The following is a 22020-nucleotide window of genomic DNA, read 5'->3' as shown; positions in this document are numbered from 1 at the left end:
TTTCATTTTTTAGTGTGAAGTGTTATGACTGTAATCTCATTTGGCATATTGAGACGGAAGGGTACAAGTCCTCCAAGGCCTGCAGTGACATACAGATATCGCCCATTTTGCTCATAGAGTCCATGGTCTTCTGCCTGTCGAATACTTGTAGGACGCCAGCCAAAGAACTGCATCTGTCCGCCATGTGTGTGTCCACTGAGCGTCAGTTGGGCTGTTGTCTTGGGGAGAATAGACCTACGCCATGCAGAAGGATCATGTTGTAACATGATGACAAAGGCATCTTTGGGAATCCCGTGGATGGCTTTGTCGTAATCAGAATGGTTGGGGAAAGGTGGTCTTCCGTCGTTTTCCGTGCCACATATATATATGTACTCCTTATGTGAAGATGCTATTTTGATATGTTGGTTGCATAGCAGTTTCCATCCTAAAAGGTTTCTTTCTGCTGCAATTAATCGCTTCTCTTGCTGAAATTCTACCCTTGGCTCTTCTTTTATATATTCGGTATAGTCATGATTTCCTAAGACTGATACAGTGCCTTGCATGGGTTTATGAAGTACGTTCTGCATCTTTTCAATTTCTTGAGGACGCATATTTTGTAGGTCACCAGTAAAGCAGATAAGGTCCGGATGTTGCTTCACGATACTGTCCATCTCTGCCTTTAGTATGCTTTTACGCCATCCATCAAATGTTCCAAGATGCAGGTCGGATACGTGAACGATGCGATATCCATTGAATGATTGTGGTAGATTCCTGAAATAAAGGTTCACATGTTTAACCTTTATGGTAGAAAAACCTGCTGTAAGACCATATACATAAGTTGCAAAAGTACATATCCCAAGGGCGATTCCAATGTAATGTCCCCAGTTGCGGTGCATATGTGTGATGTATTTTCGTACTATCCAACTAAGGAAAGAAGTAAGTGTAAAGATGGCTTTTGGTCCGACGAACATTCCAAGGAGGAAGAGATAAGTGTTCAGCCAAGTGAGGTCTGTGGGTGCAAAGTCCTGTATGGAGGCTAACGCACATGTGTATATTACCATGCTAATGCAGGGTATCCACCATAGTAAACGCAACCACCTACTAATGTGGTATTGCTTCCGGAAGTAATGAATGTCAATGTATAGGTCGGGAAGTACAATGACTAAAATGAGTGGTATGATGATTCGTGCAATCATTTTTTTAGTAGACTGGAACTGAGATACTTCCTGATAGACTCTGTAGGGAGGCCGCGTCGGCGTGCATAATCCTGTAGTTGGTCTTCTCCTATCTTCCCTAAATCGAAGTAACGGCTCTGTGGATGAGCGAATATTAGTCCTGAAACGCTGGCATGAGGAATCATCATTCCAGTCTCAGTAAGGCTAATGTGGATAGCTTTCATGTCCAAAAGCTCTGCTAAAAGGAAGTTTACACTGGTATCTGGAAGCGATGGGTATCCTATGGCTGGGCGTATCCCCTGATATTTTTCAGCAAATAACTCTCTCAAAGTAAGTTGCTCTTCTGGTGCATATCCCCAATATTTCCTTCTGATATCTTCGTGCATTTTCTCTGCTGTAGCCTCTGCTAAACGGTCAGCAAGAGTCTGTGACAGCATCCGTAGGTAGGTATCATCTTCGAAATCATCTGTCAGGGCAGCGTCAACGGAGGTCGCAAAGAGCCCTAAAGTATCTTTAATTCCGGATGATAAGGGACGAAGAAAATCTGAAAGACATAGGTTAGGTTTACCAGGTACGGCTTTTTGTTGGCGTAACATTGGTATGCGTGTTCCCTTAACGATGATATCATCGCCATCACTGTTGGCTTCGCACAGTGCAAAAACAGCATGGGTATGATACTTCTCATTCATCTTAGCCAGCATATCCTCAGCTTCTTTTTGCAACTCTTTTTGTGCATCTTTTGCCTTACCATTCATTGACCAGGCATAGAAGAAGTATGCCCAATTGATGTATGGGGCGACATCATTGATGTTATAAGTGAGAATCTTACTTTTATTATCTACGACTTTCTTGTCCATAAGACCTTCTTTTATCTACTACCTTTTGTTTTTATGAAGGGTTACTTAGTGTTCCTGAATGTTATTTTCTCCCCCCGTAAGGTGGTATTGAACTTGCCATTATTTAATAAGTGATTACCATTTAAGAATGTGTGGACCACCTTCCAATGATATTCATGTCCCATCATAGGGCTCCATTTGCACTTACTTTCGATACATTCTTCGTCTACAATCCATGACTGGTGAGGCTTAATGATGGTGATGTCAGCCTTGTAACCTTTGCGAAGGAAGCCCCGTTCGTCAATGTTAAAGAGTCTTGCTGGTGCATGAGCCATAAGTTCTACAAGCTTTTCTATGGTCAATACGCCCTTATCAACAAGTTCTAACATCGTTACAAGAGAGAATTGTATCATCGGCATGCCCGATGTTGCCTTTGCACATCCACCTTGTTTCTGGCTGAGAAGATGTGGAGCATGGTCCGTCCCTACAGTTGTTATGCGTCCATCCATGAGTGCATGGCGGATGGCATTACGGTCAGAAAGTGTCTTCACAGAAGGGTTACATTTGATAAGTGCATGCTTTGTGAGATAATCTTCTTTGGAAAAAGCAATGTGAGCAATGACAGCTTCTAAGGTTATCCGTCCTTCATCTTCAGGTTGAAGAGCCAATGATAGTTCCCTTTGGGTAGAGATATGAGCTATGTGAAGGTGTGTCTTAAACTTTCGTGCAAGCTTAACTGCCAATTGAGAAGAAACCCAACAGGCTTCTTCACTGCGTATTTCGTAGTGATGTATGATGTCAGGATCATCTCCATAGATCTTCTTTGCCTCTTCCATGTTAGCTTTGATGATATCTGAATCCTCACAATGTGTGACGACTGGAAGTCCTAGTTCTGCTGCGTTATGGAAGGTTTTCTCTAATGCTTCCTGTCTATTTACGAGCATATTGCCCGTTGATGCACCCATAAAGAGTTTGATTCCTGGAATAGTATGTATGTCTAAATGAGCGAAAAGGTCACTGTTCGTATTTGTTGCACCAAAGAAGAAAGCATAATTGATATGACTTGACGATTCAGCCCGTTGCCATTTATCGTTCAAGGCATCTATTGTTGTGGTTTGTGGATTGGTGTTTGGCATGTCAAAATACGAGGTGACACCACCGAAAGCTGCTGCTCTACTCTCGCTTTCAATGTCTGCCTTATCCGTCAATCCAGGCTCACGGAAGTGAACATGTGTGTCTATGATACCTGGAATAACAAAACATCCCGTGGCATCGATAGTCTCTTCGAATGTGCCACGGGGTATCTTGTTGCCTTCAATTATCTCTGTTATACGGTCATCTTCTATGATGAGAGAACCAATAAAGCTTCGCCCTTCATTGACGATTGTACCACTTTGGATGAGTTTTCTCATATGTTTATGTTTTTAGGGGTGTAATATATTCTATGAGAATGTCTGTGTGAGGTTTGAATACTGATGTCTTTCAAACCTCATTTGTTTCTGAATCTTTTCTTTCTTGTCCACCTATTAGCGAACAGAATCACCAGCCATCTGAGCTGGCGTTGGTGGAGTTATGTCAGGATTCGTTGTTGTTCCACTTGCTTCAGGGCTGGTAGTAGCAGGTTCTGCTGTACCATTCATCTCTTTTTGTGTCTGCTGGAAATTAGTATAGAACGCCTTTACTTGTGGATTATTCTTAAACTTATCAGTAGCTTTGGTCATGATGTACTCTACCCATGACGGTAATTGGTTCAGTGCATAGGCGTACATATAGTCATTCATCCATACAGGATAGGCGTTAGGGGTGGTGTCATAACTAATACGTGTTAGGAATCCCCATGGTCCAAGGACATTGTCAAAGTTGTCTGTCACAAACTTTGTGAACAGTTTATCGCCCTTTTCATAGACTACTAAAGCCTTTTTGATGAGTTGGGCATTGATCGTTTCTTCGTCATGTCCATTGAGAATGGCTGCACTTTCTTCGTGGTCAATCTCTCCATATTGGTTGCGTAACTGTGTAAACTTTGTCCAAAAGTCATTGAGTTTGTCATTCAGTGGTGTTCCGCTAACACGCTGTTGTGTGTTATTCAGCTTGACATTGATGTTTCCACTCTCGATAACAACAGGAAATTGTAGGTTAACGTCATCCATAAAGACCTGTGCTACTTTCACAGAATCAATCGTTCCATGAAAAGAAAATTGCCCGTGAACGACATCACAAGAATCCAAATCAATCAGTGAATCAGCCTGATCAACCTTCAGATATAACTTTCTTCCATCTAAAGCAGAGACGTTAGATGTTCCTTGGATAGTGTATGAGTCAGCACATGATGCGAGCATCACAAGTGAAAGTAGTGCATATAGAACTTTATTCATAGTTCATTAAACTGGTTCTTGTCAGACAAATGAGATGTTCTCCACCTCTTATGTCTGTCGTTTTTTCTATTGAAATTATCTCTTATCTCTTGTTCTAATCAACCCTCAAGTGGGCTTTCTTTCCTCAATTCGTAGTTGATTCGATGTGTCGTATACATCTCTAATACGGCTGAGATGAGGAGAAGTATCACCCAATTGTGGTGGATTATGTTGATGTAAGTACTGTATCCACTTATAGAGTTGGCTACAAATGGGCGAAGAAAGAAATACGAATCCTCTACCATAAATAGTCCAGCAAGGATAAATCCGATACCTGCAAACGTCATAATCTTACGCAAACGGCGTATAGTTAGTTGTGTTCCAGTGTATCGTTGTCTTGTTTGCATGAGTACGAATATGATGGCTCCTACCAGCATAACCCAGCATGAAACAGGTTGGATGAGGAAAAAAGCATATAATCCAGCACCTGTAACCATCAGTAATCCTCCGAAGAGGAAGGCTATTGATTCGTATTTATTCAGTTGTTTCATATTTAGAAGGGTTGTCAGCAGGCTGTTCGTCATCACTCAGAACGAAGATATCCTCGTTGTCAGCCTTCATAAAGTAGCGTTCACGGGCAATTCTTGCAACAGCTTTCGGGTCACGTTTCAAGTCTCTCAGCTGTTGTGTGTCATGATGATATTGGCGGTTGTACTTCTGTATCTCCGTCTTTAGATCATCAATCTGGTACGCATACTCTATACGTTTCAGGAAACTGTTCTCATCCAGTACGCCAACTATAAGTATACCAAGGATGATAACGATATGAAATTTGAATCGGCTCAGAAACCTGAGAACATGTCCAGTTATTTTGCTCACTTCTCTCTGTTGTTAAAAAAAAGATGTAAGCGAATGCAAAGTAAGAACTATGTCTTGATTGCTAACGCTATTTTAGTTTTTGCAAAAGTAAGGAAAAGATTGCAGATGTATGCATTAAGCATATAGATTTTTAGCAAATTAACAATTTAATCATATCCTTCTCCTGCTCTTTTCTTAACTTTTATTACCTTTGCACGAAATAATCAGAATGTTAAATTATGAGTGAATATATCGTTTCGGCACGTAAGTACCGCCCGATGTCCTTTGATTCTGTCGTTGGACAACAGGCGTTGACGACTACGTTGAAGAACGCTGTGAAGAGCGGGAAGCTTGCCCATGCTTATCTTTTCTGTGGTCCTCGGGGCGTAGGAAAGACTACTTGTGCCCGCATTTTCGCCAAAGCTATTAACTGCGAGCACCCAATTGCAGAGGGAGAGGCGTGCAACGAATGTGAAAGTTGTAACGCTTTTAACGAAGGACGTAGCTATAATATCTTCGAGTTGGATGCTGCGAGCAATAACTCCGTTGAGAATATCAAGTCTTTGATGGAGCAAACTCGTATTCCTCCACAGGTTGGTCGATATAAAGTCTTCATCATTGATGAGGTTCATATGCTGTCAACGGCGGCTTTCAATGCTTTCCTGAAGACACTGGAAGAGCCGCCTGCTCATGTTATTTTCATTCTTGCAACAACAGAGAAGCATAAGGTTCTCCCCACAATCTTGTCTCGTTGTCAGATCTATGACTTTGAAAGAATGACAGTACGCGACATCATTGGGCATCTAAAGAGCGTGGCTGAGAAAGAAAATATCAAATATGATGAGCAGGCTTTGAACGTCATAGCTGAGAAAGCTGATGGTGGTATGCGCGATGCCCTTTCAATATTTGACCAGGCAGCAAGTTTCTCTCAAGGAGATATCAGTTATCAAAAGGTGATTGAAGACCTCAATGTACTGGATGAGGAGAATTACTTCAACATCATTGATCTTGCTTTGGAGAATAAGGTAAGTGAGATAATGGTACTCTTGAATACAGTCATAAACAAGGGGTTTGATGGTGGAAATCTCATCAATGGCTTGGCTTCACATGTGCGCAACGTACTGATGGCAAAGGATGCACAGACCCTTCCTCTGTTAGAGGTGAGCGATCAGCAACGCCAACGTTATCAAAGTCAGGCACAGAAGTGTCCTACACCTTTCCTGTATGATGCTCTGAAGATTATGAATCGTTGCGATGTGGAGTATCGCCAGAGCTCGAATAAGCGTCTGTTAGTTGAGCTGACACTGATTGAAGTGGCTCAGATAACGCAGAAAGAAGATGATGTTCCAGCCTCGGGGCGCAGCCCTAAGCGTTTGAAATCCCTGTTTAAGAAACTTATAATGAAGGCTCAGAATAAACCGACTCCGCAGGTGGTCGGGAGCCTGAAACGTGCTAATGCTGCATCACAAGGTGTGGCTGATGGGGTAGTATCACCAGTAAAAGATGATGCAGCTCCGAAGATTGAAACATCTATCACCGCTCCCAAGCCTGTTCCTACAGCTATGTCAGGGTCTTTGAACTTAGGTTCCTTGGGGATGTCATTTGATAATCTTCTTAAGAGTAAAGATAAAAAGCCAGCTTATATAGATGAGCCTGAGGTCACAAACAAGGAAGAAAATGAATCATTCTCTCAGCAAGACCTTGTTGTGCAATGGCGTTCCATGTGTTCACGTATGCCGAGTGATATGCAGGCTTTGGCTCAACGCATGAAGAATATTACTCCAACAATAACGGAATTTCCGCATATTCAGGTGTTGGCAGAGAATAAAATCCAACTGAATGAACTGCTATTTATTAAGGCACGCATACGTGCAACTCTGGCAAAGACATTGCATAATGGACAGCTTGAACTGACTATTCGCTTGGCGGAGCAGGATGAAATCAAACCTATGCTCACACCAAGACAGGAATTAGAGAAGCTAAAACAAACCAATAAACCCGTAATGAAACTGATTGAGGCCTTAGGATTAGAGTTGGCATAGAGGATGAATTCTGGAGTATGAAATACTATTACAGTTTTTCTTTTCGCTACAATTAAAAAACAAAAGAATGTGCCTCAAAATAGAATTGGTAACTAACAGAGAATCAGAAGATTAATGTGGTGCTTCGTAAAAGACGCCCTTTTGCGTTGTAAAAGGGCGTCTTTTGGAGTGTAAAAGGGCATCTTTTGCAACTCAAAAGGGCACCTTTTACAAAGCAAAAGAGCCTCTATTGATTTCATGATATGAATTTATCTTACACTGATAACAGTTGTTAGGCTACCGTAATCATGTGATTGTAAGGTGCACAAGCAAAACAATAAGCATCAAACAGTGCTTCATGTACCTGACAACTCGTCATTGTTTATCACTAAAAGAGCATATTTGTGAGGCGTTCTAAAACGTTAAAATAGTGTAATGATATATATATTCACCATTAATTCTGTACTTTTGCACGATATTAGTCAATGAGAAATAAGAGCATCATACTCCTACTATCGATGGCCATCGTCTATGCGATGGCAAGCATTAATATGCCCTTGCCAAAAGGTAAAAGGACCAAGAAGGCTACGGGTAATGCTGTTATTGTTGATAGTCTGTTGCAAGGGAAGCGTCCTGATGTAGCTGATAGCAGTAGATTTGCTGGAGTGGATACAACGAAGATGGACTCTCTTCAATTGGCAATTTACCACCATAATAAACAGATTGATGACTCTATTCGTGCAGATAGTGTAATGCGAGCACGTTCAAACGGTATTGATGCTCCGGTAATCTATTCTGCTGATGACTCAATCGTCTATGATGCTGCTACGGGAACTGCCTATCTGTATGGTAATTCTAAGGTGAATTACGAGAATATGAAACTCGCAAGTGATAAGGTTTATATGAACCTTGATAGTAATACTGTGCGTGCAACAGGTACTGCAGACTCAACAGAAGAGGGCGGAATCAAAGGAAAGCCAATCTTTACAATGGGTAAAGATGAGTATAAGACGGATACCATGGCATTCAACTTCAAGTCGAAAAAGGGTTTGATAAAAGGTATCTATACCGAACAACAGGAAGGATTCCTCACCGGAGAGGTTGGTAAACGTGATTCGACGGGTGTCATTTACCTGCAGCATGGACGTTATACAACCTGTGATAAGCCACATCCTGATTTCTATATTGCGCTTTCTCGTGCAAAAGTTCGACCAGGGAAGGACGTCGTTTTTGGCCCTGCTTACCTTGTCGTAGCTGATGTTCCGTTGCCATTGGCTATCCCTTACGGTTTCTTCCCGTTCTCAAAGAAGTACTCCAGTGGCTTTATTATGCCGAGTTATGGTGATGAGAAAGATCGTGGTTTCTATCTTCGTGATGGTGGTTATTACTTCGCTATCAGTGATAAATGGGACTTAAAACTCTTAGGTGAGATATATACGAAAGGGTCATGGGGCGTTACTGCTGCCAGCAACTATCGCAAGCGCTATCGTTATTCGGGTGCCTTCCTCTTCAGTTATCAGAACACAAAGACGGGAGATAAGGGCCTTCCTGACTATGCAGAACAGGAGAGTTTTAAGTTACAGTGGAACCATCGACAGGATCCGAAGGCCAATCCTTACAGCTCTTTGGCTGCAAGCGTGAACTTTGCTACGTCAAGTTATGAGCGTAATAACCTGACCAGTATGTATAATCCACAGACCTTGACACAGTCAACACGTACGTCATCTGTCAGCTGGAGTACTACTTTCTCAAGTATAGGTCTGTCTTTAAGTGCAACAACCAACCTTGCACAGAACATGCGAGACTCTTCTATTCAGATGACTCTGCCTGATTTGAACATCAGCTTGAGTCGTTTCTATCCTTTCAAACGTAAGCACGCTGTAGGGAAAGAACGCTGGTATGAGAAGATATCTATGAGCTATACGGGTCAGTTGTCAAACTCAATATCAACAAAAGAAGACCGTTTCTTACACTCAAACTTGTTTAAGGACTGGAAGAATGCTTTCCAACACAGTATTCCTGTACAAGCAAACTTCACCTTATTTAATTATATTAATGTCACACCTTCTTTTAATTTCACAGACCGTATGTACTCTAAGAAGATATTACGGTCATGGGATGGAGTGAAACAAAAGGAAGTTAATGATACTACTTATGGATTCCATAACGTTTATAACTGGAGCTTCGGAATGAGTGCCAGTACAAAACTGTATGGTTTCTGGACTCCAAGTAGGAAACTTTTCGGTGATAAGATTCAGGCTATTCGCCACGTCATAACTCCTCAGGTATCATTCTCTTATTCACCAAACTTCGGAGCACGCCGTTACGGATACTATGATAGCTACCAGTATACAGATGCAAGTGGTAATGTGAAGCTTGTAGAATACTCTCCTTATCAGGAAGAACTATATGGTGTTCCGGGTAAGTATAAGACTGAGATGATCAGTTGGGATGTGAGCAACAATATCGAAATGAAGATTAAAAGTGATAAGGACTCCACTGGCTTTAGGAAGATTAGCATCATTGATGAGCTGGGTGCAAGCATGTCTTATAATGCTGCCGCAGACTTCCATCGCTGGAGTGACCTCAGTGTTCGTCTTCGTTTGAAGTGGTGGAAGAACTATACTTTCTCCATGAATGCCCAGTTTGCCACTTATGCTTACGAACTTGATGCAAGTGGAAAACCCTATGTCGGTAATCACACAGAGTGGGGTTACGGTCGATTCCCACGCTTCCAGGGTATGTCACAGAACTTTTCTTTCACTCTAAACCCTGAGAAATTGAAGAAATGGTTCGGACATAAGGATGATACAGATGATGATAAGGTCACCGAAAGCAGTGATGGTCCAGACACAGACATTGAGTCTAACATGGATGATGACCTCGAAAAGGGTAAGTATGCAGCTAAGAAGAAACGTGGAGATATAGCAGAAACAGATGATAATGGATATATGAGTTTTAATATGCCATGGTCATTGACAATCGGATATGGTATCACTATGCGTGAAAATACTGCAGGAAGATTCAATACAAGGACGATGCGTTATCCTTATAAGTTCTCACAAACATTGAATGTCTCTGGTAATATACGCATCAGTGATGGGTGGAATATTAATTTCTCAAGTGGTTATGACTTCGAAAATCATGCTATGAGTATGACAACTGCAAGTCTTTCACGTGACCTCCACTGCTTTAATATGAGTGCTTCTGTGGTATTAGCACCTTATACTTCATACAACTTCACGTTCCGTTGTAATGCTTCTACACTTACTGATGCTCTGAAGTATGACAAGCGTAGCGGTATCAGTAATGCCGTTCAATGGTATTAACCTCTATTTTAAAACATATTGCAGGGAGCAGATATAGCTCCCTGTTATCTTTATAAACAACCCAAACTACAAAGAAATATGAAGAAACAGACACAGGCTATTCATCTGCCTTACAAGCGTCGGGATGCTTATGATGCATTAAGTATGCCTGTATACAATGCCGTTGCCTATGAGTTTGATAATGCGCAATTGATGGCTGATGCTTTCTGTGGGCGCATTGATGCTCCAGATTATTCGCGTGTAGAGAACCCAACAGTAACAAATCTTGAGTTACGTATTAAGGCTTTGACGGGGGCAGAGCGTGTTATAGCCCTTAACTCAGGTATGGCTGCCATCAGTAATACGATGTTTGCTATCGTAGAACAGGGTAAAAATGTTATCACATCCCGTCATTTGTTTGGTAATTCATACTCTTTGCTGACTTCAACATTGAAGAGACTCGGCGTAGAGGCTAAGCTTTGTGATCTCACTGACATCGCTTCGGTAGAGAAACAGATAGATAATAACACGTGTTGCCTTTTTCTTGAGGTAATGACAAATCCTCAGTTGGAGGTAGCTGATGTCAAAGCGTTGTCTGATATAGCACATAAGCATGGCATTCCTGTTGTAGCTGACACTACGATAATACCTTTCACACAGTTCTCCGGTAAGGAGTTAGGAATTGATGTTGAGGTCGTTTCAAGTACAAAATACATCAGTGGAGGAGCTACTTCATTGGGTGGTTTGATCATAGATTATGGTACTTTCCCTACTATCGGAGACCGTCTCATGAACGAAATGCTCTTTAATCTCGGCGCTTATATGACCCCACAGGTAGCTTATATGCAGACATTAGGTTTGGAAACACTTGATGCTCGTTATCGCGTGCAGGCTGGTAATGCTCTGGAGTTGGCTAAGAGACTACGTACACTGAAACCTATTTGCAAAGTGAACTACGTTGGCTTAGATGATAATCCTTACCATCAACTGTCTGTTCGGCAATATGGAGAAACAGCTGGGGCTATGGTTACGATTGATTTAGAGGACCAGGCGGCTTGTTTCAGACTGCTTGACAATCTTAAACTCATTCATCGTGCTACGAATCTCTTCGATAATCGTACGTTGGCAATCCATCCTGCAAGTACCATTTTCGGTCTCTTTACTCCAGAAGAACGGGCTGCTATGGATGTGTTTGATACTACCATACGACTCAGTATAGGCCTGGAGAGTGTGGATGATTTGTTTGATGACATTAAACAAGCATTGGAAGTATGACAAAGACTTATAACTTTGATGAGATAATAGACCGTTCTGGAAGTGGTGATCTGAAGCATGAAGCTCTCCTTCCACGGTGGGGACGAAATGATTTGTTACCTCTCTGGGTGGCTGATATGGATTTTGCTACGCCTGATTTTGTGGTAGATGCATTAAAAGAACGCCTGAACCATCCTATCTTTGGTTATACGGTTGACCCCTCAGACTACCGTCCTGCTATTATTGATTGGATCCGATCACATCATAACTGGGATGTTAAGCCAGAGTGGCTAAGCTTCATTCCTGGTATTGTTAAGGGTATCGGACTCGTAATAAATGTGTTTACCAAACCTGATGAGAAGGTGATTATCCAACCACCCGTCTATCATCCTTTCCGTCTGACACCAGAAGGTAACCGTCGGGAGGTGGTATTCAATCCTCTGCGGCGGCGTGAAGACGGGTACTATGATATGGATTTTGATAACCTGGAGAAGGTCTGTGATGATAAGTGTCGTGTGCTTGTATTGTGTAATCCTCATAATCCTGCAGGGCTGTGTTGGTCCGTAGACACTCTGAAACGATTGGCAGACTTCTGTTATGAACACCATATCATAGTTATAAGTGATGAGATTCACAGTGATATGGCACTCTTTGGGAATCGTCATGTTCCATTTGCGAGTGTGTCGGAGCATGCTGCAGACATCAGTATCACGTTCGGTGCACCTACTAAAACATTCAATATGGCAGGAATTGTAAGTTCCTATTCCATTGTTCCAAATGGTGATTTGCGTGAGCGTTTCTATGGTTGGTTAAAGGCAAACGAACTCGATGAGCCAACACTCTTCGCCCCTATAGCTACGATTGCAGCCTTCCGCAAGGGTGAAGAATGGCGTAAGCAGATGTTAGCATATGTGGAGGAGAACGTGAACTTTGTTGAAAACTACTGCAAGGAGCATATCCCTGGTATACGTCCATTGCGTCCACAGGCCAGTTTTCTGGTATGGTTAGATTGCAATGGATTAGGTCTTAATCATGAACAACTATTAGATCTTTTCATTGATAAGGCTCATTTGGCTTTAAATGATGGTGAGATGTTTGGACCAGGTGGTGAAGGTTTCATGCGTTTAAACATCGGAACGCCTCGTGCAGTGCTTCGTCAGGCATTGGACCAGCTGACAGAAGCTGTAAAGAATCTGTAAAGACTAAGGAGTAAGGTACTATTGTTATTCGGTGAATATTTCCCATATTAGTTAGTCAATAGTACCTTACTGTATTTCATACAGTGATGGGAACAAACGTGTGTTCCTGTCTTTTACTTGTGTGCTATCGTCCCGCACCAATAGTGTTGCAGCTTCGCTCCAATAGTGCTACAGCCTCGCACCATGGGTGTTGATGGTAAGCACGAATGGTGTTGATGGTTTAACACCGTATGAAAGGTTACACATTATACCATTTAATGTCCTCCCATTTATAATACTTTTCTATATATCCACCCAGTGATACATATGTTTGTTTCTAAAAGGAGTGGTATAGTAGGAGAGTACTTTTTCAAGTTTGCTGTCACTACTGTCACTAATAATAAGCCTTTAACCTCTTAAAAGCAAACTGATTATGCGAAGTGTTAAAAGTGACAGCAACTAAAATAAAAAATAAATTAGGAGATTGTGTGGTGTGATAGATACTGTAAAATTATTCAACGTATGAACTTCTCACCCTCTAAATTTAATGTCTAACAATTAAATATACTTGAGTTCGGGATAAGTTTAGTATGAAAAAAGTTCCAACTGCCTTGATTTTTCCACATACACTGGCAGTGCCTCTGGCTTGTTCTCAAAGAAGCAGTATGCTGTAAGGGCAGAACACAAGTTCATGATAAAGTTGTGTATCGAGCGGTGTCTTGAGTGAACAAGGTTGGCTTTGTTCTTGAGTAGTTCGTTAATGCACTCGATAATGTATCTTTTCCTCAGCATAATCTTGTCCCACATAGGCATCAGTTTGTTCTTCATCTTAGCCTTGAGCCCATGAACGAGTTGGATACCTTGACTGAACAGACTATCAAAGAGTTCCTGCTTGATGTACCCTCTATCAGCAAAGATCTTCCCAAATAAGACCTTTGCAAATACCGTCCATACCCTGCTATCTCTGTCATCCACATTTGCTCCTGTAAGACAGAACGTTATCACTTCACCAGAATCATTGCATAGCAGGTGCAGCTTGAATCCATGACACCAGCCCATGGTACCCTTTCCGTCCTTGGCGAGGCCGGCAAAGACTTTGTTGTAATATCGTCGTACATTGTGACATACGGGTATCATTGTGCTGTCAACGAATGTTATACCCGTACACTTGCCGAAGGCATAGAGCTTCATGAACAGCATCATCTTAAAGAACACTCTTGGCATGAGTTCAACGAAGCGGTTATAGGAAACCGCGTCGGGAAAATCCTGACGCATCACCCCTTTGACCCAATTCAAATAATACTCCTTGAAATTGCGATATGCGCCGAAATGATAGCATACCAAAATGGTCATAATCTCACTTTCCGAGAGTCTGCCCTTGCGGTTTCGGTAGCGTTTGCCGTCACTGTTATGGGACGGTAGACGCAGGTTTTTCGCTAATTCGGCACTCAAATTCTTATCAAACTCGTCGATTATACAGAAAATTTCAGTAACTTTGTCCTTGGTAATCATCGTTCAAAAATCTTGTAATCTATTGATTTTCACCTATAAAGATACGAATTTTTGACGAGATTACCAACTTTTTCAAGCCTTTTCTTATCCCGAACTCGCGTAAATATAGGTCGTGTGTTTTTCGGTGAACACCTTTTATGTATTGAGTTTAAGGATGAATCGAGGAGAAAGTTACTGTCAAAAAAGCATTAGTTAACTGCAAAACATTGCATATTACAGGATAAAATCCTATCTTTGCAGCTGACTTAACAAGCTCAAAGAGCAAAAGACAATACTAACCTCAACCAATGATTTATCAGTAAGAAGAACTTTATTGATTGTTGGTTCCTTAAATGTAAACTATTATTCTCTAACTGTTTTAACATGAAAAAGAAAGTAAAAATAGGGCTCTTGCCACGAGTTATCATCGCAATTCTTCTTGGGATATTCTTTGGTTACTTCATGCCCACGCCATTAGCGAGGGTATTTCTGACCTTCAATGGTATTTTTAGTCAGTTCTTAGGCTTTATGATTCCATTAATTATCATAGGCCTTGTGACACCAGCTATTGCTGATATTGGGAAAGGAGCAGGTAAACTCTTATTAGTAACAGTAATCATAGCTTATGTTGATACGGTTGTTGCAGGGGGATTAGCTTATGGTACAGGCTTATGTCTGTTCCCTTCAATGATCGCTTCTACAGGAGGAGCAATGCCACATATTGACAAGGCTACCGAATTAGCACCTTATTTCAGTATCAATATACCAGCTATGGCGGATGTAATGAGTGGATTGGTGTTCTCCTTCATGCTTGGTTTGGGTATAGCTTATGGTGGATTGACGGCAACAAAGAATATTTTCAATGAGTTTAAGTATGTCATTGAGAAAGTAATAGCAAAAGCAATCATTCCTTTGTTACCGTTATATATCTTTGGAGTGTTCCTCAATATGGCGCATAATGGCCAGGCTCAGCAGATACTCTTAGTCTTCTCACAGATTATTATCGTTATTCTTGTTCTGCATGTATTCATCTTGGTATATCAATTCTGTATTGCTGGAGCTATCATAAGACGGAATCCTTTCCGCTTGTTATGGAACATGATGCCGGCTTATCTTACCGCTTTAGGGACGAGTTCATCAGCAGCTACAATTCCTGTCACGCTTGAACAGACCATGAAGAATGGCGTGGGGAAGGAGATAGCAGGCTTCGTAGTACCACTTTGTGCGACGATTCATCTCAGTGGTAGTGCGATGAAGATTACGGCTTGTGCTCTTACCATCTGTTTGTTGGTTGGTCTTCCATATGATCCAGCACTCTTCATCTATTTCATCCTTATGCTTTCTATTATTATGGTAGCTGCTCCAGGAGTTCCAGGAGGGGCTATCATGGCAGCATTAGCTCCCTTAGCAAGTATCTTAGGCTTTAATTCTGAAGCCCAAGCATTGATGATAGCACTGTACATAGCTATGGATAGCTTTGGAACAGCATGTAACGTGACAGGAGATGGTGCAATAGCATTGGTGGTAAACAAAATGTTTGGTAAAAAAGAAAGATAATCTTTGTAGGGTAATCATGCTGATAATATGTTTAAAAAAATATATAGCAAATCCCTATCATTAGTAAATTTAAAAATTAAATTGTATCTTTGCAAGACATACAACTAAATATCCGTACATCATGGAAATAGTAGAAAGATTCATAAATTACACTAAGTTTGATACACAATCGGCAGAAGACTCCGATACAGTACCAAGTACTCCGAAGCAACTTGTCTTTGCTAAATATCTCAAGGAGGAACTTGAACGTGAGGGAATGAAGGATGTCGAGATGGATGAGATGGGCTATATCTACGCCACACTTCCTTCTAACACCAAGAAAAAGGTGCCTACTATCGGGTTCATCTCCCACTATGATACTGCTCTTGATGCGAGTGGTGCAAATATTAAGGCACGAGTTGTGAAGAATTACGATGGTGGTGACATAGAGTTAAACCCTAATATGATCAGCTCGCCACGTATGTTCCCAGAGCTTTTGGAGCACAAAGGGGAAGATCTTATAGTTACTGATGGTACAACTTTGCTGGGTGCAGATGATAAAGCAGGTATTGCTGAGATCGTTCAGGCAATGTGTTTCCTTCGTGATCATAACGAAATAGAACACGGAGACATCCGCATTGCTTTCAATCCAGATGAGGAAATTGGAAAAGGAGCACATCATTTCAATGTTGAAAAGTTTGGATGTGAATGGGGTTACACCATTGATGGTGGTGATCTTGGTGAACTTGAATATGAAAATTTCAATGCTGCTGGAGCTAAAGTCCTTATACATGGTGTGAGCGTTCATACAGGATATGCTAAGGGAAAGATGGTCAATGCTAGTCGTTTGGCATGTGAATTCAATGCAATGATACCATCTGATGAAATCCCTGAGACGACTGAAGGCTATCAAGGTTTCTATCATCTTATTGGTATAGAGAGCCGTTGTGAAGAGGCAAAGCTTAGTTATATCATCCGTGACCATGACCGTGACCACTTCGAAGACCGCAAGCGTTTCATGGAAAACTGCGTGAAGAAGATGAATGAGAAGTATGGTGAAGGAACCGTAGAACTGAAGCTGAATGACCAATACTATAATATGAAGGAGAAGATAGACCCTAATATGCATGTTATAGAGTTGGTTCTTCATGCTATGCAGCAGGCTAATGTTGCTCCTAAAGTACAGCCTATTCGTGGTGGAACGGACGGTGCTCAGCTTTCGTTCAAAGGACTGCCATGTCCTAATATCTTTGCTGGTGGTGTTAATTTCCATGGCCCATACGAGTTCGTTTCCGTACAAGTAATGGAGAAAGCAATGCAGGTTATCATCAATATATGCCGATTAACAGCGGAGTTTAATGATTAAGCTCATGTTTGTCTTTAGATAAAAAGTACTGAGGGGGGACTAAACCTAATTTCTTATACATGTAGGTTTAGCCCCTTTTTCTTTAACAATGAAGTGCTTTATGCCTTTTTCCAATCTGAAAGAAAGGCTGGAAAAAGATTTTTTCGGTATAACTTCTCTAACTTCTTTAACTCCTTAAACTTCTCTAACTCATCCCATTATGGCAGAACTACCATCACTTGTTGAAGATCTTGCACTCATCCTTGTAGTAGCAGGATTCGTAACATTATTATTCAAAAAGCTAAAGCAACCATTAGTATTAGGATACATCGTAGCAGGTTTTCTGGTGTCACCTCATATGCCTTATCTGATGAGTGTCGTAGATAAAAGCGATATTCAGACTTGGGCTGACATAGGTGTTATCTTTTTGTTGTTTGCATTGGGACTTGATTTCTCCGTCAAAAAGATTCTGAAGATGGGCTCTTCTCCCATTGTGGCAGCAAGCACGATAATTGCTTGTATGATGACATTAGGGATGATTGTGGGCTATTGTTTTGGGTGGAAGAAGATGGATTGTATCTTCCTTGGAGGTATGTTAGCCATGAGTTCTACCACTATTATCTATAAAGCATTCTCTGATATGGGGTTAACTCAGCGGAGTTTTGCTGCCACAGTGATGAGTGTGCTTATCCTTGAAGATATTCTTGCCATTGTAATGATGGTAATGCTTAGCACTTTAGCACGTGATGCAAGTCCTAATGGTATGCAGATCTTGGTGAGTGTAGCCAAGATTGGGTTCTTTCTTGTACTGTGGTTTGTGATTGGTTTATTTGCTATTCCTCTGATATTACGTTCCGTTCGTAAGTTTCTCAATAGTGAGACGCTTCTTATAGTGTCATTAGGTCTCTGTTGCTTGATGGCTGTTCTCTCCACACAAGTAGGCTTTAGTGCAGCTTTTGGAGCCTTTGTCATGGGTAGTATATTGGCAGAGACGATAGAAGCAGATAAGATTATCCGTCTTGTTGACCCTGTAAAAAACCTTTTTGGAGCAGTCTTCTTCGTCTCTGTAGGTATGTTGGTAGACCCACAAGTCCTCATTGATTATGCTCTACCGATTTTGTTTCTTGTCTTAACCATCCTTATAGGACAGGCTCTTTTTGGTACATTAGGCTATCTTCTCGGTGGTCAGACACTTAAAAATGCCATGCGATGTGGATTCTCTATGGCTCAAATAGGTGAATTTGCTTTTATCATTGCCTCTTTAGGTCTCTCCCTTCATGTTATTAGTGATTATCTTTATCCTGTTGTTGTTGCTGTTTCTGTCATAACAACGTTCCTTACTCCTTACATGATCCGGGCTGCTGAGCCTATGTATAACTTCCTTATTAAACATCTACCTAAGCGCTGGGTGCGTCGACTTACGCATATTCAGGATAATGATTCTGGTGAAAATGCAGCATCTGAAAGCCAGTGGAAGAGTCTTTTAAAGAGTATGTTGGTCAATACACTCATCTATGGAATACTTTCTTCTGCGGTTATTGCGCTTATGTTCTCTATCGTATTACCTATCTGTAGGAAGTTTTCTGTTGAGTGGACGGGGAGTCATTGGGCGGGTAATGCTGTCTGTGGACTACTTACAGTAGCCTTTATTTCACCCTTCTTACGTGCTATTGTGATGAAGAGAAACCACTCTGAAGCCTTTAAAGCCTTATGGACTGACCGGCGTATAAACCGTCTTCCGCTGATAGCTACGGGTGTTGTACGTGTCATTGTTGCAGTTAGTTTTATCTTTTATATCTGCAATTACCTGACACGCTTCCAAAATGCACTGATGATTGCCATTGCTTTTGGTATACTCACACTTATAATTCTCTCCCGAAGGTTGAAGAAAAGGAGCATAAAATTAGAACGTCTCTTTGTTCAGAACCTGCGGAGTAGAGAGATAGAGGCACAAGTACATGGGCGTAAGAAACCATTGTTTGCTGACCATTTGATAGACCGTGACATACATATTGCCAACATTGAAGTGCCAGAAGATTCTTCATGGGCTGGAAAAACATTGCAAAGTCTTCGCCTACGTAACCGATTTGGTGTGCATGTGAGCAGTATTCTTCGTGGTTCTGTTCGTATAAATATTCCTAATGGGGGTACAATTGTGTTCCCAGAAGATAAACTTCAGGTCATTGGTAATGACGAACAGCTCACGGCATTCTCAACAGCCGTGAAGTCTGAGCTGATACCTGAGGATATACATATAGAAGAACGTGAGATGAAACTGCGCTGTTTCAAACTCTCTTCTACGAGTCCGTTTATTGGAAAAACGCTGAAAGAGAGTGGTATCAGAGACCAATATAACTGTATGGTAGTAGGTGTTGATGAAGGGCAGAAGAACCTTACACTAATCACACCTTCACGTTGTCTGCAAGCAGGAGACGTTCTTTGGATAGTAGGTGAGGAACATAACTTAGAAACTATTCAAGCTTTGGGATGATAGGAGAGTTAGAATGGTTTGCTGGTAAGTGGTAGATTGTAAAATATGAAATGTCTTTACAGAAAACAAAAGCAAATTTACTGTAATGTTGGAGGATATGCATAAATTGCACTTCTGTATCTATCTGTAAAACAGAACGTTATGAATGGCAATGTAAAAGACGCCCTTTTGCATTGCAAAAGATGCCCTTTTAGCATGTAAAAGGGCATCTTTTGTTTGGTAAAAGGGCACCTTTTAGAATGTAAAAGAGCATCTATTAAATCTTAAATGCGAATTAATCTTACATTAAATAGTAGATAGTGGTAGCTCTTGTGGGCACATGTAACCTGTCACATTATTTATAATAAAAGAGAGAATTAAGTATAATAGCACTTAATTCTCCCATAATGATAATTTCTTAGTGACTCCGTTGGGATTCAAACCCAAGACCTTCAGAACATTTTTCTGACCTCATTCGACTAAATGTAATAAGGCTTTTCACTTTCTTAGTGACTCCGTGGGATTCAAACCCAAGACCTTCAGAACATTTTTCTGACCTCATTCGGCTAAATGTAATAAGGCTTTTCACTTTCTTAGTGACTCCGTTGGGATTCAAACCCAAGACCTTCAGAACATTTTTCTGACCTCATTCGGCTAAATGTAATAAGGCTTTTCACTTTCTTAGTGACTCCGTTGGGATTCAAACCCAATACCTTCAGAACATTTTTCTGACCTCATTCGGCTAAATGTAATAAGGCTTTTCACTTTCTTAGTGACTCCGTTGGGATTCAAACCCAAGACCTTCAGAACCGGAATCTGACGCTCTATTCAGCTAAGCTACGGAGCCAAATGATGCTGCAAAGGTACTGTAAAGTTGGCAAAAGTCAAAATAAAACATAAGATAATATGTCCTATAGGTGGTCATGCTACGGTCTTAGGATATGCACAAGATAATGTTTTTGGTAATAGCTGATGTCAAAAAGTTATAATAAATGAGATAAAAGTGTCATTATGACCAAAGATTCTGTTCTTAGTTTTGCAGTTTAATTAATAATATGTAACTTTGTTGGCAATAATGATAATAGGTAGAAGAATATAAAAGAAAGGGATATAATGGGTCAACTTATAAAGCCAGAAAGATACAAAGCATTGCTTAGTAAGCGGCAAACGGAACAAGGAATCAAATTGATAAAGGATTTTTTTCAGCAGAATTTAGCAACAGAACTGCGCTTGAGTCGTGTTACAGCCCCGTTATTTGTATTGAAAGGACTGGGAATTAATGATGATCTCAATGGTGTTGAACGTCCAGTTTCTTTTCCAATAAAGGACTTGGGAGACGCACAGGCTGAAGTTGTACACTCTTTGGCGAAGTGGAAACGACTGACATTAGCCGAGTATGAGATACAGCCGGGCTATGGTATCTATACCGATATGAATGCTATACGTGCTGATGAAGAGCTGGATAACCTTCATTCTCTTTATGTTGACCAATGGGATTGGGAGGCTGTTATTACAGAAAGTGACAGGACAAGACATTATTTAGAGGACATTGTTCGTCGTATCTATGGTGCAATCCTTCGTACAGAGTTCCTTACTTGCGAGGCTTATCCACAGTTGAAGCCTTTCCTTCCTAAGGATATTCATTTTATACATGCGCAGGAATTGTTAGAGATGTATCCTGATAAGACTCCAAAGGAGCGTGAAGATGCCATCTGTAAGAAGTATGGTGCAGTCTTTGTGGAGGGTATTGGTTGCAGATTGAGTAATGGTGAGAAGCATGATGGGCGTGCAGCTGACTATGATGATTGGTCAACTGTGGCAGAAGATGGCAAGGTTGGTCTGAATGGTGACATCCTTATTTGGTATCCAGTATTAGGACGTAGCTTTGAGTTATCATCCATGGGTATCCGTGTTGATAAGATTGCACTACTTCGTCAGTTGGAGATTGAGAGACAGAAAGAGCGCGAACAACTCTACTTCCATCAGCAACTGCTCTCCGATAAGCTACCATTGAGTATCGGAGGAGGTATAGGACAGAGTCGTCTCTGTATGGTAATGCTGCACAAGGCACACATTGGTGAGATACAAGCAAGCATCTGGTCAGACGAGATGCGTCAGGAATGTGAAGCCGCAGGGATGTCGCTGATATAAAAAACAAGAGTGTATCAAATAGCCTATCATAGGTTCTCCCCTATAAACAGGCTATTTAATACAC

General features: G+C 41.2%; 15 protein-coding genes and 1 tRNA gene. 8 read left to right on the top strand and 8 right to left on the bottom strand.

The window, feature by feature from the left end; translation table 11 throughout:
• Positions 1–2: 2 nt before the first annotated feature.
• The 6 genes from ACZ48L_RS03435 to ACZ48L_RS03410 form a co-directional block, all read right to left on the bottom strand.
• On the bottom strand, positions 3–1175 hold the full coding sequence (locus ACZ48L_RS03435; RefSeq protein ID WP_314695256.1) for a metallophosphoesterase: 1173 nt from the start codon (positions 1173–1175) through the stop codon (positions 3–5).
• Positions 1172–2011, bottom strand: a complete 840-nt coding sequence (locus ACZ48L_RS03430; RefSeq protein ID WP_025792351.1) for a vitamin B12 dependent-methionine synthase activation domain-containing protein — start codon at positions 2009–2011, stop codon at positions 1172–1174. The genes ACZ48L_RS03435 and ACZ48L_RS03430 overlap by 4 nt, the downstream gene beginning before the upstream one ends.
• 41 nt (positions 2012–2052) lie before the next feature.
• Positions 2053–3402: a dihydroorotase gene (locus ACZ48L_RS03425; RefSeq protein WP_314695253.1), complete on the bottom strand. Its 1350-nt coding sequence runs from the start codon at positions 3400–3402 to the stop codon at positions 2053–2055.
• A 114-nt stretch (positions 3403–3516) separates the two neighbouring features.
• Positions 3517–4365 (bottom strand): DUF4369 domain-containing protein, encoded by an 849-nt coding sequence (locus ACZ48L_RS03420; RefSeq protein ID WP_025792353.1) that lies wholly within the window; start codon positions 4363–4365, stop codon positions 3517–3519.
• A 98-nt stretch (positions 4366–4463) separates the two neighbouring features.
• Positions 4464–4895, bottom strand: coding sequence for a hypothetical protein (locus tag ACZ48L_RS03415; protein WP_025792354.1), 432 nt, complete (start codon positions 4893–4895; stop codon positions 4464–4466).
• Positions 4879–5223: an FtsB family cell division protein gene (locus ACZ48L_RS03410; protein WP_008822793.1), complete on the bottom strand. Its 345-nt coding sequence runs from the start codon at positions 5221–5223 to the stop codon at positions 4879–4881. Before ACZ48L_RS03410 ends, ACZ48L_RS03415 begins: the two co-directional genes overlap by 17 nt.
• Before the next feature lie 218 nt (positions 5224–5441).
• On the opposite strand from ACZ48L_RS03410, the gene ACZ48L_RS03405 reads away from it, so the two are divergent.
• The 4 genes from ACZ48L_RS03405 to ACZ48L_RS03390 all read left to right on the top strand — a co-directional run bounded on the left by ACZ48L_RS03405 (position 5442) and on the right by ACZ48L_RS03390 (position 12984).
• On the top strand, positions 5442–7244 hold the full coding sequence (locus ACZ48L_RS03405) for a DNA polymerase III subunit gamma/tau (protein ID WP_025792356.1): 1803 nt from the start codon (positions 5442–5444) through the stop codon (positions 7242–7244).
• 464 nt (positions 7245–7708) lie between these two features.
• Complete coding sequence (locus ACZ48L_RS03400; RefSeq protein ID WP_025792357.1) at positions 7709–10552, top strand: putative LPS assembly protein LptD; 2844 nt, start codon at positions 7709–7711, stop codon at positions 10550–10552.
• Between the two features lie 78 nt (positions 10553–10630).
• Positions 10631–11806, top strand: coding sequence for a trans-sulfuration enzyme family protein (locus tag ACZ48L_RS03395; protein WP_025792358.1), 1176 nt, complete (start codon positions 10631–10633; stop codon positions 11804–11806).
• A complete protein-coding gene (locus ACZ48L_RS03390) occupies positions 11803–12984 on the top strand; it encodes a MalY/PatB family protein (protein WP_025792360.1) in 1182 nt (393 codons plus the stop codon). The genes ACZ48L_RS03395 and ACZ48L_RS03390 overlap by 4 nt, the downstream gene beginning before the upstream one ends.
• Positions 12985–13548: 564 nt before the next feature.
• Here ACZ48L_RS03390 and ACZ48L_RS03385 read toward each other — a convergent pair.
• A complete protein-coding gene (locus ACZ48L_RS03385; protein WP_006045714.1) occupies positions 13549–14475 on the bottom strand; it encodes an IS982 family transposase in 927 nt (308 codons plus the stop codon).
• A gap of 363 nt (positions 14476–14838) precedes the next feature.
• On the opposite strand from ACZ48L_RS03385, the gene ACZ48L_RS03380 reads away from it, so the two are divergent.
• From ACZ48L_RS03380 to ACZ48L_RS03370, 3 genes are all read left to right on the top strand, one after another.
• The gene (locus tag ACZ48L_RS03380) at positions 14839–16011 is read left to right on the top strand and encodes a dicarboxylate/amino acid:cation symporter (protein ID WP_025793045.1); all 1173 of its coding nucleotides are present in this window, start codon (positions 14839–14841) and stop codon (positions 16009–16011) included.
• A 121-nt stretch (positions 16012–16132) separates the two neighbouring features.
• The gene (gene pepT, locus ACZ48L_RS03375) at positions 16133–17356 is read left to right on the top strand and encodes a peptidase T (RefSeq protein WP_025793046.1); all 1224 of its coding nucleotides are present in this window, start codon (positions 16133–16135) and stop codon (positions 17354–17356) included.
• Between the two features lie 199 nt (positions 17357–17555).
• Complete coding sequence (locus ACZ48L_RS03370; protein WP_025793047.1) at positions 17556–19826, top strand: monovalent cation:proton antiporter family protein; 2271 nt, start codon at positions 17556–17558, stop codon at positions 19824–19826.
• Between the two features lie 752 nt (positions 19827–20578).
• Here ACZ48L_RS03370 and ACZ48L_RS03365 read toward each other — a convergent pair.
• Positions 20579–20652: transfer RNA gene (locus ACZ48L_RS03365), tRNA-Arg, on the bottom strand.
• Between the two features lie 266 nt (positions 20653–20918).
• Between ACZ48L_RS03365 and asnA the strand changes: the two genes are divergently transcribed.
• The gene (asnA, locus tag ACZ48L_RS03360) at positions 20919–21956 is read left to right on the top strand and encodes an aspartate--ammonia ligase (protein WP_025792687.1); all 1038 of its coding nucleotides are present in this window, start codon (positions 20919–20921) and stop codon (positions 21954–21956) included.
• Positions 21957–22020 lie beyond the last annotated feature (64 nt).

It is taken from the genome of Prevotella histicola (genome assembly GCF_055385135.1).
Note: the sequence above shows the minus strand (reverse complement) of the source record. Positions and strands in the feature narration are given on the sequence as shown.